Origin of the sequence: Parvibaculum sp. (genome assembly GCF_030651915.1) — a bacterium.
Lineage (GTDB): Bacteria > Pseudomonadota > Alphaproteobacteria > Parvibaculales > Parvibaculaceae > Parvibaculum.
This window is the reverse complement of record NZ_JAUSBV010000005.1, coordinates 12843-26869: the sequence shown is the minus strand read 5'-3', so window position 1 is coordinate 26869 and position 14027 is coordinate 12843. Positions and strand designations below refer to the sequence as shown.

Below are 14027 nucleotides of genomic sequence, written 5' to 3'. Positions count from 1 at the left end.
ATGGTGAAGGATGGCAACGCGCCGCCCGGCCACGACCGCGAAGAACCCGCCGGCGCCGGAAAACATCATCACGCTTCAGGCGGGGTTGTGATCGTGGCGGCGGCCGGTTCTTCTCACGCGGAACATGTCGGCCATGATCACACAGCCATGGTTGCGGATTTCCGGCGCCGGTTCTGGGTTGCATTGGCCCTGACGCCGCCCGTCCTGTTGCTCTCGCCGATGATCCAGCGCTGGTTCGGCCTTGCCGAAACGCTGGCGTTTCCCGGCGATGGGCTCGTGCTCTTCGGGCTCTCCACCATCGTTTACCTCCATGGCGGCTGGCCTTTCCTCACCGGCTTCCTGTCCGAGCTGCGCAAGAGGCAGCCCGGAATGATGACGCTGATCGCGCTGGCGATCTCGGCGGCGTACTTTTTCTCCGCCGCGACGACGTTCGGCTTTCCCGGCGAACCCTTCTATTGGGAGCTGGTAACGCTGGTCGCCATCATGCTTCTCGGTCATTGGGTCGAAATGCGCTCCGTCATGGGCGCGTCGCGTGCCCTTGAGGAACTCGTGCGGCTGTTGCCGGACAGCGCGACGAAGGTCGATGCCGATGGCGGAATGCACGAAGTGCCGATCTCCGCCCTGCGGCCGGGCGACAGGGTCCTTGTTCGGCCGGGTGCCAAGGTCCCTGTGGATGGCACGATCATTGAGGGATCTTCGGGTTTCAACGAAGCGATGCTGACGGGCGAATCCCGCCCGGTCGCCAAATCGGCGGGCGACCGCGCGATTGGCGGCGCGATCAACGGCGCAAATGCGGTCACGATCGAGGTAACGGCCACTGGCGATAAAACCTACCTCGCCCAGGTCATAGATCTTGTCAGGAAAGCCCAGGCGACGCGTTCGCACACCCAGGACATCGCGAACCGCGCCGCATCCTGGCTGACATATATCGCCCTGATTGTCGGTTTTGGTACGCTGGTTGTCTGGCTCGCGCTCGGACAGTCGCCCGAATTCGCTCTCGAGCGCATGGTGACGGTGATGGTCGTCGCCTGCCCGCATGCCCTCGGTCTTGCCGTTCCGCTGGTGGTCGCCGTCAGCACGTCGCTCAGTGCCGGCAACGGCCTTCTCATCCGCGATCGTGCCGCGTTCGAGCGTGCGCGCAATCTGAACGTCGTGGTCTTCGACAAGACGGGCACCCTGACCGAGGGCCGGTTCGGCGTGAGTGACATCGTCATGCTGGACGATGGCGACGAAGCGAAGGAACTTGCCTTCGCGGCGGCGGCCGAAAGTCAGTCCGAGCATCCGATAGCCCGTGGCATCGTGGCGGAAGCCGGACGGCGGGGCCTGGTTGTCCCCAGGGCGAGCGATGTCCGGAACATCACCGGCGAAGGCATCGCGGCAAACGTCGGGGGAGAGGATGTGCGCATTGTCAGCCCCGGGCATCTTGCGCGGCAGGGCAGGGCCGCGGGCGGCGAACGGCTGAAGCAACTCGAAGCGCAAGGCAAGACGGTGGTGGTGCTGACGCGCGGCGGGCAACCGCGCGCGCTGATCGCGCTGGCCGATATCGTCAGGCCGGAGTCGAAGGAAGCCATCGCCGAGCTGGCGCGTCTCGGCATCAGGTCCGTCATGCTGACCGGGGACGCCAGGGGTGTGGCACAGTCGGTATCGGACGAACTTGGCATCGCCGAGTATTTTGCGGAAGTGCTGCCCGACCGGAAGTCGGACAAGATCAGGGAACTTCAGGACCGCGGGCTTCAGGTCGCCATGGCCGGCGACGGGGTGAACGATGCCCCTGCTCTGGTGCAGGCCGATCTCGGCATCGCCATCGGAGCCGGCACGGATGTGGCGGTGGAATCGGCCGACGTCGTGCTGGTCAGGAGCGATCCGCGCGACGTGGCCGCGATCCTCGGCCTGTCGCGTGCGACCTATCGCAAGATGGTCCAGAACCTGATCTGGGCGACGGGGTATAACGCCATAGCCATCCCGATGGCGGCCGGCATCACTTTCGGAACCGGCTTCATGATGACGCCGGCCGTTGCCGCCGTCTTCATGTCGGCGAGCACCGTCATCGTTGCCATCAACGCACAATTCCTGCGCTTCTACAGGCGGCATGGATGATGCCGGTCGAAAAGGGCCGGCAATCCAGCCGGCCTTCAACAGGAGAAAGCATCGCATGTTCACGCTGACTTCGCTGGGCGGCGCGGGCACCGTCACCGGCTCCAAACATCTGCTGACGCTGGACGGACACCGCATCCTCGTCGATTGCGGCCTGTTCCAGGGCTGAAGAACCTGCGCGAACTCAACTGGGCGCCGTTCCCGGTCGAGCCTCGCTCGATCGACGCCATCGTGCTCACCCACGCCCATCTCGATCATTCGGGCTATCTGCCGAAGATCGTGCGTGAGGGTTTTCGCGGCCGCATCTTCGCGACCGACGCGACGCGCGAAGTGGCGGCGCTCATTCTGAAGGACAGCGGTCATATTCAGGAGAAGGACGCCGAATACGCCAACCGCAAGTCTTTTTCGAAGCACAAGCCGGCGCTGCCGCTCTACGGCATTCGCGACGCCGAGCGCGCAATCGAGGCCTTCACCGCCGTCCCGTACCACAAATCCGTTTCGCTGCCCGGCGGCGCCACGCTGACCTTCCGCCATGCCGGCCACATTCTTGGCGCCGCCACGGCCGAGATCGGCTGGGGCGGCAGGAATATCCTCTTTTCCGGCGATCTTGGCCGCTACGGCGACCCGGTGATGGTCGATCCCGAACCGGTGCCGGAGGCCGATTATGTCGTCGTTGAATCGACCTATGGAAATCGCGCGCATGACGGGGCCGATCCGGTCGAACAGCTCGGCGCCGTGATCGAGAACACGGTGGCGCGCGGCGGCACGGTCGTGATCCCCGCCTTTGCGGTCGGCCGCGCCCAGTCGCTTCTCTATTACATCTGGGCGCTGAAGCAGGCCGGGCGCCTCCGCGACGTGCCGGTCTATCTCGACAGCCCGATGGCGATCGATGCGAGCGAGCTCCTTTGCGCCCATCTCGACGACCACCGTCTGTCGCCACCACTTTGCAAGGAAGTTTGCGACATCGCGACCTATGTGCGCGAGGTCGACGACTCGAAAGAGGTCACCGCCAACGCCTATCCCAAGATCGTCATCTCCGCGAGCGGCATGGCGACCGGCGGCCGCGTCCTGCATCACATGAAGTCCTTCGCGCCGGACCGCAAGCACACGATCCTCTTTTCCGGCTTTCAGGCCGCCGGCACGCGCGGCCGCGCCATGCTGCAGGGCGCCCGCGAAACGAAGATCCATGGGCAGTGGGTGCCGGTCCGCGCCGAGATCGCCGATTTGCCGATGCTGTCGGCCCATGCCGATGGCGACGAAATCATGCGCTGGCTCTCCGGCCTCCGCCGCCCGCCGCAACAGGCCTTCGTCGTCCATGGCGAGCCCGACGCCTCGGAAGCCTTGCGCGTCCGCATCGCCCGGGAGCTCGGCTGGAACGTCGCCGTTCCGCGCCAGGACCAGGTCTTCACGCTGTGAGGCGGCTGCCGATGTTGAACAACGGCCGGAACGACTGGCTCCCCTTCCTGCGGCGCTACATCGTTTTCATGGCGCTGGGCAATCTCGCCTGGGAATTTGCGCATATGCCGCTCTACACGCTCTGGGAAACCGGAACGCGAAGCGAAATCGTCTTCGCCGCGATCCATTGCACCGGCGGCGACATCCTGATCGCGCTTGCCGCCCTCATGGCGGCTCTCTTCCTTTTCGGCAACGGCTTCTGGCCGGCGCAGACCTATGGCCGCGTCGCCGCCGCCACCATCGCGATCGGCCTTGCCTACACTTTGTTCAGCGAATGGCTCAACATCGTCATCCGCGCTTCATGGGCCTATCGCGACCTGATGCCGGTCATCCCCATCCTCAACGCCGGCCTTTCGCCGGTCGCCCAGTGGATCGTTCTGCCCGGCGCGGCCTTCTGGTGGCTGGGGCGGGGGATGAAGCGGCATTGAGTGAGGCGTTGCGCGACGATTTCCTTTGCCCCCACACGCGCCTTCTCTCTTCGCAAAATTCCTTCTGCCGCTGAAACTCCGCGCGCCCCCCACCCACAGGTGTCATCCCGGGCCTTGTGCCCGGGACCCATTGGTTCCCTCAGCAAGCGCGATAGCGCACGATGGGCGCGACAACCTCAAATCCGTTAAGCGCTTCGGTGGATGGAGAGGCGAGTGGGCCCCGGCAACAAGTGCCGGGGTGACACCGAAGGGTGGCGAGGTGAAGACACGTCGTCTTCACTTCGAGAAAGCGTTCCTCGCCGCGCGCGGTGAATGAAAGAATGTCGTAGCCCGCGCCGCCGCCATCCGCTCCCGCGCTTCCGCTTGCCGCAATCTCCAATATTGACGAAATCGTCAACTCTTCCTATTTATATTGAGCTGATAGAAGACGGCCCTGTTCATTCGTCCTTGATGGAAAGCGTGCAAGCGCTACGAGTGGGCAGGGTCAATTCATTTGTGGGGGCAGATGAAGGCAAATTTTGCCATTCTCATCGATGGCGGGTTTATCCGCGTCAAGCTCAGGCAACGCAACAAGCACTTCCCGACGGTGGACGAGATCAAGGCCGAGATCGACCGGATCAAGGCAAACCCGGTGCTCGCCGACCACCAGCTCCTTCGGGTTTATTACTACGATGCACCCCCCGCATCCGGCATTTTGACAAACCCCGTCGACAGCTCGATTGTCGACCTCACCGCCAATCGGAACTTTGCCGACAATATCGGTCTTCAGCAGCGGTTGGAGCTCCAGCCGGATTTTGCATTGCGTTCCGGCGAAACATCCGTTCACGGATGGGCGCTCGGCGATGCCGCGCTGCGCAGCATCGTGGAAAAGGGGCCACGGGTTCTGGAGGCAAGGGATTTCGTTCCGAACATCGAACAAAAAGGGGTCGATTTGCGCATCGGTCTCGACATCGCGCGTTTGTCCTTGCGCCGGCTGGCAGAGATTATTGTGGTTGTAACGGGAGACAGCGACATGGTTCCCGCCTTCAAGTTCGCCCGGCGCGAAGGTGTTCGCGTTTATCTCGACCATATGGGGCACGCCGTGAAGCGCGAACTGAAGGCGCATGTAGACCTGGTGTTGTAGATCGACGCCTGTCGCCCTTCACCGCAACGCTGCCGCCGGCGACATGCTTTCTCCCCGCCGCCGTCGCGGCATGGCTTTATCCCCGGGGGATAAGCATGATCTCCTCCTCGGGGATAAATCATGTTTGCCCCGGGGATAAACATGCTTTCTCCCCGCGCCATTCCAGCGCCCAAATCCGTTTGTGACAGTTTTTTGACAGTTCCGTGACAGAGGGGGGGTGCGCTGTCGCCGCGCTGCTGTCGCGATCCGCGCAAATCGGGCGCAAGTCTCTGGGGCCATTGCGCTTTCAGGCGCGGCGCGGGGTTTTGTGACAGAACGATGACAGTCTGTGCCGCCGCGCAACGAAAAACCGGGGCAGGCGCTTGCGCGCACCGCCCCGGTTTTGCCGTTCTCCCCCCGAAGAACGGTCGATCTGTCTTACTGTGCGGCCGGCCGCTTGACGACGACGCCGCCGTCATTGACCACCACCGGGCTCTCGCCCAGCGCGGCGCGCGGTGCCGGGCGCGGGGCGTCGGGGCTGTTGGCGGCCGGTCCCGGGCGCGGCGCCGACGGGCGCAGGCTGGCGCCGGACGAGGCCTGGCCGATCGGGTCGTCCGAATGGCGGCAATTGCCTTCGAAAAAGGCGCCGGTTTCAACAGCCAGCGCTTCGTGCAGAATGTCGCCCTCGACATGGCAGGTCGAGGAAAGCTGCACGCGGCGGCCGCGAATGGTGCCGATAACGCGGCCGCGGATCACGATGTCCTCGGCGACGATCTCGCCGGTAATCGAAGCCTTTTCGCCGATCGTCAGCGACTGGCTGCGAATATCGCCCTCAACGGTGCCGTCGACCTGGATGTCGCCGGTCGCCGTCATGTTGCCGTGGACCACCAGATCGTTGGAGATGATCGACGGCGCGGTGCGCGGGCCGGGGCGCTTGCCCGGCATGGGGGCAGGGGCCGCCACTGCGGGAGCCGCTGCCTTGTCGGTGTCTCTATCCTTGCTTCGCGAAAACATAATGCCCTGCCTCAATGAACTTGGAGGGGTTACGAACGATACCGTCGAACCAGACCTCATAGTGAAGATGGGGCCCGCTGCTGCGGCCAGAAGACCCTACTCTGCCGATGATCTCCCGGAATGCAACTTTCTGGCCAGTCTTGACGTCCATGCGGCCGAGATGCCCGTAGCGGGTCCGGAAGCCGTTGCCGTGATCGATTTCGACGATGCGGCCATAGCCGCCACGCCAGCCGGCAAAGCTCACCGTGCCGGCGCCGGGCGCATAGACGCGCTCGCCATAAGGCGCCGCCAGATCCTCGCCCGAATGGAAAGCCATGCGGCCGTTGAAAGGGTCGCGGCGCGAGCCGTAGCTGCTGGTTTTGCGGTAGCTGACAAGCGGCTCGGCGAGCGGCATTTGTGCAATAGTTTCCTCAAGATCGGCCAATGTCCTGAGATTTTGGCTGACCCGGTAAAGCTGTTTGCCGAAGCCGCTGTCGCCGGCGCCGCCGGCCAGCGCCTCGTGGTCTGCCAGGCTGATGAAGGGGCCGCCCTGCGCCGCGCCCTTGGCCTTGCCGCGGCGCTCGATCAGCGTCTCGGGGTCGATCACCTTGGTCATGCCGATGATCGATTTGAGCTCGCGGACCCGCCGGTCGGTCACTTCCTCGATATTGTTGATCAGCGTCAGCTGGGCCCGGTCAATCTGGGCCAGCCGGGTGTCGATCTGGGCCACTGTGCCGTTTCCGTCGGCCTCGTTGCCGGCCAGGCCCGCCATGCCGGTGAGCTCGGTCAGGCCGGCAAGGTCGATCGGTCCGCCGGTATTTTCGGCCGTATCGATGATAAAACGGTCGGTTCCGGCCATCTGCCGGGGTCCGGTCGTCGTGTCGGCGAAATCCGGTCCCTCGGAGTGCCGCTCGACCCGCATCAGCACCTTGTTGCCCCGTTCGCCCTCGGTTTTTCCGCCCGTGGTGGCCGCGAAGTGCCGGCGCATCGTCTCGAGCCGGGAACTGGCGGTCTGGCGCTGGCTCATCAGCGCGGCCAGCTGGCGGTGCTTGTCCTCAAGCTGCATGGTCGTCGCCATGAAGCGCTCTTCGGTAATGACCAGCTGGCCATTAAGCGCATCATAGGCCGATTGCAGCTGCGCCATCCGCTCTTCATAGGCGCCTTGCATTTTAACGTAGCGGCGGTCCTTCGAAGCGATGATCTGCTCCTTGAACACCACATTGACCGACGCAAAAGCGATCCAGCCGACGAAAGCCAGGGCAATTGTCGCAAAAAAAGTCTGTGTCAGCGGCGACAGCGAAATGAACTGAACATGCCCGTGGCTGCGGATATAAATCTGCCGCTCCACGTACATATGCCGCAGAAAACCCCGGAATCTATCAGGCCACCCCGCCCGATGGTGCATGCCCCTCAATGCCCCACGTCCCCCTCTGTTTGCTGCCCCATCTCACCCAAATTGGCACAGAATTACAACATACTCGCCTTAACATTTGATGTTAATGGTTAATCTGAATTCACCATAGGCGTCCGCTGCGTCTGAATTTCGCCGTCCGGGCGGCTGGCCAATGGCTCGTAAAATTCGGGCGTGAGCCCGGCCGCGCGTCTTGCCGCCTCGTTGAAGGGCGGCTTCAGCACACCGCGAAAATGCCGCCGCACGAGCTGTTGAAAGGTTTCCTGCGGTTCGAGGCCCTTCGCGTGGCACAAATGGGAAAACCAGATCGCGCCGGCGCGCACATGGTCCTGTTCGTCGCGATAGATCGTCTTCAGCACCGTAGCGCTTTCGGAATCGCCTGACGTTTCAAGCCGTTCGATCATGCCCGGCGTGACATCGAGACCGCGCGCTTCGAGCACCAGCGGTACGACAGCCAGCCGCGCCATCAGGTCGTGGCGCGTTTCGGTCGCGGCCTGCCACAAACCGTCATGAGCGGGCAGGTCGCCATAGCGGGCGCCGAGGGCCGCGAGCCGCGTTTGCAGCATCGCAAAATGCCGCGCTTCGTCATTGCCGACCGAAACCCAGTCGTCGAAAAAGGCGCGCGGCAGATCGGCGCCGGCAAAACGCCCGACGAGATCGAAGGCAAGATCGATGGCGTTCAGTTCGATATGGGCCAGCGAATGCAGTAGCGCGATGCGCCCGCGGGTTCCCTTGAAGGTTCGTCGCGGCATATCGCGCGGCGCAAGCAGGGCCGGTGTTGCCGGCCGCGACGGCCGGTCGGGCATTGCGATCATGGCGCCATTGGCGGGCATCAATGTCAGCGCCGAAGCGCGCCACGCTTCGGCAACACTCCCCGCCAGATGCGCCTTTTCATCGGGATCGGCGCAGGCGAGTACCGCATAGGCGCCTTCGACCAGCGACGTCCCGGTCACAGGCCTAGAGTTCCTTGACGGCAGCGAGCACTTCTTCCGCATGGTCCTTGACCTTCACCTTCGGCCAGACCTTGCTCACCATACCCTTGCCGTCGATCAGAACGGTTGTCCGGGTAATCCCCATGAACTTGCGGCCATAAAGGCTTTTTTCACCCCAGACGCCATACGCCTCCAGCGTCTTGCCATCTTCGTCCGAGAGCAACCGGACGGTCAGGCCGTGCTTGTCGCGGAATTTGCAGTGTTTCTCGACCGTGTCCTTTGAAACACCGAGCACGACGGCGCCGGCGGCATCGAACTTCTTCTTCAGCGCGCTGAAGGCAATTGCCTCGGTGGTGCAGCCCGGCGTGTCGTCCTTGGGATAGAAATAGAGGACGACCTTTTTGCCGGCGAGCTGCTTCAGCGTTACCGCGCTTCCGTCATCGGCCGGCAGCTTGAAGGCGGGCGCCTTGGCACCGGCCGCCGGAAGGGCGCTGTCGGCAGGTGCCGCTGCCTTCGCGCGGGGCCGCACGACGGCCTTTGCTGCGGTTTTCGGAGCGGCCTTGGCCGTCTTGCGCGTGGGTGCCGTCGCCATCGATATCAGCCTCATTCTCGCTTGCAGGAGATGTTTATGCCCGCCTTGGCCGGGCAGGGCACAATATGGATTGCCGCCGCCCTCGAGGCCAGCCGTGTTAAGCTTATTTGTGCAGAACCGCGCCGCACGGCGCCAATTTTGCAGACTTGACGGTGGACTGCGGCTAGATAGGTGACCGACTCGTTTTTGCCTTATTTCTGCTGTTTGCATGGGCAGGCAGCATTGGGAGAGATGTCGCTTCTTGATCCGCCGGACCAGTAAAATCGCGTTGGAAGTTGTTGGCGTTGCCGTGGCGGCGACGGCTGTTCTGCTGGCGGTTCTTGCATGGCGCCTGTCTTCCGGTCCGGTATCCGTGGCCTTTCTCGGGGGCATGATCGAAACTGCCGCTGCGCCCTCGCTGCAGGGCGGCAAGCTCAACGTTGGCGACACTGTCCTGCGCTGGTCTGCAGCTGATCGTCGACTGTCGTTGCGCCTGGTCGATGTCAGGCTGACCGGCGCTGACGACAACACCGTTGCATTCGTTCCCGAACTCGCTTTTCAGATAAGTATGCCGGCGCTCTTGCGTGGTGTGCTGGCGCCGACCGCGATCGATTTTTATGGCGTCAGTGCCACCGTTCTCCGGCGCCCCGATTCCGGCATCACGCTGGCCATGGCCGGCGCCGGGACGCCGGCACAGCCGGCCGATCCGGAGGCCGCCGCATTTGTCGGGCGGCTGATCGAAGCCCTTTCGGCTGGTGAGGAAACCGGGACCCCGCTGGACTATCTGACGCATGTCGGCATACGCGACGGAACATTGCGGCTTGTCGATGAGGTCAATGGCGTTGCCTTCGACGCACCTTCCGCCAATCTGGTGGTGTTTCGAGGCGTGGGCGGACTTGCCGCCACATTGCAGGCCGACATCGCGATCGACGACACATTCGCAACCGTCGAAATGAACGGGTTGCTGCCATCCGGTGCCGATTCCGCCCACATTGAGGCACGCGCAACCAATGTGGTTCCGGCTGCCTTTGCGCGCATGTCGTCCGCCTTCGCCGACTATGCGGTGTTCAATGCGCCTGTCGACGCGCGCGGTGAGCTGCGGATCAGGGCAAATGGCGATATGCTGTCCGCACGATTGACGCTCGATGCCGGCCCGGGCGAGATCGACCTGCCGAACCCGTGGGATGCGTCGATACCGATCGAGAAGGCGCATGCCGAAGTCGAATTCGACGGCGTCGCGCGTCGCATCGATCTTATCGGGCTGACATTCGAGGCCGGACCCCACTTTGCGTCGCTGGTCGGACAGCTCGACTACCGCATTGGCGACGGCCTCAATATTGCCGGTGCAACGGTCGATTTGGTCGCCAGCAATATCCACACCGAGGTGCCCGGCTTCTTCGAGGGGCCCGTCGATCTCGAAACGGCGCGCCTCAAGGGTGACTTCGATTTTGAATCATTAAGCGCCGAAATCGAGGAACTGACCATCGAAACGGCGGGCGGCGGCGTTTCGGTGAACGGAACCGTGCGCGATGGCGAGAGATCGCCGGCGGTTCGTGTCTCCGGGCGCCTCGATGCGATGCCGCTCGATGCCTTCAAGGCGATCTGGCCCTTGCCGCTCGCCAAGGGCGCCCGCGAATGGGTGGGAAAGAATCTCTCCGGCGGCGACGTCACCGGTGGATCGTTCGAGATCGACATGCCCGCCGGCATGATCGACGACGCCGACAACCGGATCCCGATTCCCGACGAAAACCTTCATGTCGAATTCGCGGTCAAGGGAGCGACGCTGAGATATATCGGCCAGATGCCGCCGATGGAGAATGTCGAGGCAAACGGCCGGGTGACCGGTAATCGGTTCGACGCCTGGGTGTCATCGGCCGAGATCGGTCTCGACGGCGGCGGGACGCTCACGGTCAGCAAAGGGCATTTCGACGCCGACGAGTTGAACAGGAAAGGCGCCCCCGGCCGCATCGCGTTCACCGTCGACGGTCCGACGGCCGACATTCTGGCGCTTCTCGACCACGAACCGCTGAACCTGATCCGAAATTTCAGTGTCGATCCGCGCGATGTCGGGGGCAGCGGCCATGTGGAGGGCCGTCTCGAATTGCCGCTGGTGAAGGACGTGACCATGGAAGATATCGATTTTTCCGGTACGGCCAAGGCTGTCGATCTCGCCATTCCCGGCATATTGAAGAACGTTTCCATCACCTCCGGCACACTCGACATTGATGTCTCGCGCAGCGGGTTGGTTGCACGCGGCCCGGTCGGCATCAACGGCGCGCCGCCGCTCGATCTGGAATGGCGCGAAAACTTCGCACGCGCCGGCGGTGTCGGTTCGTCCTATCGACTGTCCGGCGTACTGGACGATAACGGGCGCACAGCAGTGGGCGTCGGTCTGAACGATTTTCTCCATGGCCCCGCGGCGTTCGACGCCACATTCAGCGGCGACGGCAAGGACGTAAATCGCGCCGCCATCAAGGCCGATCTGACGGATGCCATCGTCAAGCTTGACTACGCCGGTTGGTGGAAGGCGGCAGGCGTTCCGGCAACGGCGGACCTCCGGCTGGCATTCTTGAGCGGCGGCTTTGAGGTTTCCGGCTTCCAACTGACGGGGGACAAAATCGAGGCGCGTGGCGACTTTTCTCTCGGGTCCGATGGTCGGTTGACGGCTGCGAATCTGCCCGTTGTCAGGCTCGGTCCCGACAACGACTTTTCTTTTGTGGCAGGCCCGACTGACGATACGTCGGTGACAATGACCGTTCGCGGTGCGCGGTTCGATGCCCGTCGGCTTCTCGCCGAAATCATATCTGGCCGAAAGGGAGATGACGAAGAAGCGCAAGACGATGAAGGGCCCCAACCTCCATTATTGTCCCCCGAGGTGGTCGCCGATCCGGCGCGTCGAACCGCGATACACGCCGAAATTGCACGGGCAACGGGCAACAACGACACGACGTTCAATGCCGTCAGCGCGAACATCGTTCAGGTGGACGGTCATATCTGGACACTGAACGTGACTGCAGTTGATATGCAGGAAGCGCCCTTGACGATCAAAATCGGCCCAGACGATGCCGGTGTGCGCCATCTGGCGCTGGCATCGAACGATGCCGGCAGTGTTTTTCGTGCCCTCGATTTCACCGACAGCATGAGAGGCGGAACGCTCAGTGCGACGGGTATCTATGACGACACAATCGCGGGATCGCCATTGAAGGGCACCGCGACCATTGACGAGTTTCGCATTGTCGATGCGCCAGTGCTGGCGAACATTCTGACGGTGGGATCTCTGACTGGCATTCGTGACACGTTGAATGGCGAGGGAATCCTGTTCAACGGATTGCAGTTGGCATTTGGCATTTCCGAAGGTCGCATCGACGTCGACGATGCCCGAACCTCCGGCCCGGCCATCGGACTGACGATGAAGGGTCACGTCGACCGTGCGACGGACCGGATCGATATGGAAGGGACCTTGGTTCCCGCCTACACCATCAATTCCTTCCTCGGGCAGGTGCCGCTGTTCGGACCATTGATTGTCGGTCGCGAGGGCGAGGGGATATTCGCCTTGACCTACCGGGTGCGCGGACCGTCTGATGACCCGACGGTCATCGTCAATCCGCTCTCGGCGCTTGCGCCGGGCTTCCTGCGCCGGATGTTTGAGTTTGGCGGCGCAACGACGTCCTCCGAGCTGCCGCCCGTTCAGGACTCCGCGCCACAGCCGGAAGATGTCGGGCCGCCTGTACTGATGCCTGATATTTCTCCCGCACCGCAAAACTGACAGCCATGTACGATTCAGGATTGCGGAGTGTCACTCCGTATATGTAAGCTTTGACTTCGCTATTGCCTTGGCAAGGGGAGGAAGCCCATGTCCACCAATCAGAAAATGACGATGGACGCCGCCTATGAAGCGGTCGCACCGGACGACTTTCCGGCCATGATGGATGTCGACCGTTACGGCAAACGTTCGAGCGCTTTCGACAAGATCATTTCGGCGACCCACGATCATTTCTGGGATCCACTCGACAGCAAGTACATCGACTTCTCCGAACCGTGGGACCTCGACAACGAACTGCTGATGCCGATCGACTTCAATATGGAATTGAAGACGGCGGTGTCGGACAAGCTCGACGAGAGGCAGAAGATATATCTGGTCAACGAGAATGTCCGTTGGGGCATGTCGTCGATTCTGCATGGCGAGCAGGGCGCGCTGGCGCTGTCGGCGAGCCTTTGCCACATTCTGAAAGATCCCGGCGCGCAGGAATATGCCGCCAACCAGACGCGCGAGGAAGCGCGTCACGTCACCGGCTTTGCAAAATACATCCAGGCGCGTTGGGGCAGGCCGACGGCCTGCGGTCTGGTGCTCGAAAAGCTGCTCTGCGAGATCGTCGCCTCGCCGCTTGTGTGGAAAAAGCTCGTCGGCATGCAGATGATCGTCGAAGGGCTGGCGATGGGCGCCTTCGCGACTTTCTATGCCAAGACCAACGATCCGGTGATGCGGCGGCTGATGCAGCTCACGATGACCGACGAAGCCTTCCATCACAAGTTCGGCAAGATCTGGGCCGACCGCACTGTGCCGAACCTGCCGCCGGCCGAGCGCGACATGATCGAGGATTGGGCGCTTGAAGTCTTCATGACGTTGATGCGCAATTCGACTGGCCCCGAACAGAAGAAGGCGATCTACGAGAAGGTCGGCCTCGACTGGCGCTGGGTGCAAGGTGCGCTGGCCGAAGCACTGACCGACAAGAACATGCGTGGCGAGTTGCAGGAAGCGACCAACATCTTCCGCGTACTCATCAAGACGTTGGTCAAGGCCGGCATCGTGACGAGCCGCACGGCGCCGATGTATGCGGCCTATGTGGACATGGCCGAGCTTTACGGTGAAGGCGACCGTATGGTCGGCGACGACATTGCCGAGGAAGGCATCAAATATCTTCAGGCGATCAACGGCGCCGGCGGCGACGCGGCAATTTTCGCGCTCGGCACGTCGACGGCCGCCGAATAGACGGACCGACAGGAGCCACAAACGCGGCAGCTCAATAAGCCGTGGAACGCG

Annotated in this window: 10 protein-coding genes and 1 pseudogene; 6 read left to right on the top strand and 5 right to left on the bottom strand. The window is 62.8% G+C overall.

The features are described from left to right. From Q7V31_RS04585 to Q7V31_RS04575, 3 genes and pseudogenes are all read left to right on the top strand, one after another. Entirely contained in the window at positions 1–2097 is a 2097-nt protein-coding gene (locus tag Q7V31_RS04585) for a heavy metal translocating P-type ATPase (protein ID WP_304732660.1), read from the top strand. A gap of 55 nt (positions 2098–2152) precedes the next feature. Beyond that, positions 2153–3510 (top strand): annotated as a pseudogene (locus Q7V31_RS04580) (MBL fold metallo-hydrolase RNA specificity domain-containing protein). A gap of 11 nt (positions 3511–3521) precedes the next feature. Then, on the top strand, positions 3522–3977 hold the full coding sequence (locus Q7V31_RS04575; protein ID WP_304732659.1) for a hypothetical protein: 456 nt from the start codon (positions 3522–3524) through the stop codon (positions 3975–3977). Positions 3978–4116: 139 nt separating this feature from the next. On the opposite strand, the gene Q7V31_RS17330 is transcribed toward Q7V31_RS04575, so the two are convergent. Beyond that, the gene (locus Q7V31_RS17330) at positions 4117–4356 is read right to left on the bottom strand and encodes a protein NO VEIN domain-containing protein (protein ID WP_370690642.1); all 240 of its coding nucleotides are present in this window, start codon (positions 4354–4356) and stop codon (positions 4117–4119) included. 207 nt (positions 4357–4563) lie between these two features. On the opposite strand from Q7V31_RS17330, the gene Q7V31_RS04570 reads away from it, so the two are divergent. Next, entirely contained in the window at positions 4564–5100 is a 537-nt protein-coding gene (locus Q7V31_RS04570; protein ID WP_304732658.1) for an NYN domain-containing protein, read from the top strand. A 417-nt stretch (positions 5101–5517) separates the two neighbouring features. On the opposite strand, the gene Q7V31_RS04565 is transcribed toward Q7V31_RS04570, so the two are convergent. The 4 genes from Q7V31_RS04565 to bcp form a co-directional block, all read right to left on the bottom strand. Then, positions 5518–6024 (bottom strand): polymer-forming cytoskeletal protein, encoded by a 507-nt coding sequence (locus Q7V31_RS04565; RefSeq protein ID WP_304732657.1) that lies wholly within the window; start codon positions 6022–6024, stop codon positions 5518–5520. Between the two features lie 46 nt (positions 6025–6070). Beyond that, positions 6071–7477 carry a peptidoglycan DD-metalloendopeptidase family protein gene (locus tag Q7V31_RS04560; RefSeq protein ID WP_304732656.1) on the bottom strand — a complete coding sequence of 469 codons (1407 nt, stop codon included), beginning with the start codon at positions 7475–7477 and terminating at the stop codon, positions 6071–6073. A 98-nt stretch (positions 7478–7575) separates the two neighbouring features. Further along, entirely contained in the window at positions 7576–8478 is a 903-nt protein-coding gene (locus tag Q7V31_RS04555; RefSeq protein ID WP_304732655.1) for a ferritin-like domain-containing protein, read from the bottom strand. Beyond that, complete coding sequence (bcp, locus tag Q7V31_RS04550; protein WP_304732654.1) at positions 8441–9007, bottom strand: thioredoxin-dependent thiol peroxidase; 567 nt, start codon at positions 9005–9007, stop codon at positions 8441–8443. The genes Q7V31_RS04555 and bcp overlap by 38 nt, the downstream gene beginning before the upstream one ends. A 241-nt stretch (positions 9008–9248) precedes the next feature. On the opposite strand from bcp, the gene Q7V31_RS04545 reads away from it, so the two are divergent. Next, a complete protein-coding gene (locus Q7V31_RS04545; RefSeq protein ID WP_304732653.1) occupies positions 9249–12752 on the top strand; it encodes an AsmA-like C-terminal domain-containing protein in 3504 nt (1167 codons plus the stop codon). Positions 12753–12839: 87 nt separating this feature from the next. Continuing rightward, positions 12840–13976, top strand: a complete 1137-nt coding sequence (locus Q7V31_RS04540; protein WP_304732652.1) for a ferritin-like domain-containing protein — start codon at positions 12840–12842, stop codon at positions 13974–13976. Positions 13977–14027: the final 51 nt, after the last annotated feature.

Excerpts from the sequence above, each read along its gene's own strand:
- Q7V31_RS04585 (WP_304732660.1), top strand. The coding sequence starts at position 1 with ATGGTGAAGGATGGCAACGCGCCGCCCGGCCACGACCGCGAAGAACCC.
- Q7V31_RS04575 (WP_304732659.1), top strand. The coding sequence starts at position 3,522 with ATGTTGAACAACGGCCGGAACGACTGGCTCCCCTTCCTGCGGCGCTAC.
- Q7V31_RS04565 (WP_304732657.1), bottom strand. The coding sequence starts at position 6,024 with ATGCCGGGCAAGCGCCCCGGCCCGCGCACCGCGCCGTCGATCATCTCC.
- Q7V31_RS04560 (WP_304732656.1), bottom strand. The coding sequence starts at position 7,477 with ATGCACCATCGGGCGGGGTGGCCTGATAGATTCCGGGGTTTTCTGCGG.
- Q7V31_RS04555 (WP_304732655.1), bottom strand. The coding sequence starts at position 8,478 with ATGCGGAAGAAGTGCTCGCTGCCGTCAAGGAACTCTAGGCCTGTGACC.
- bcp (WP_304732654.1), bottom strand. The coding sequence starts at position 9,007 with ATGGCGACGGCACCCACGCGCAAGACGGCCAAGGCCGCTCCGAAAACC.
- Q7V31_RS04540 (WP_304732652.1), top strand. The coding sequence starts at position 12,840 with ATGTCCACCAATCAGAAAATGACGATGGACGCCGCCTATGAAGCGGTC.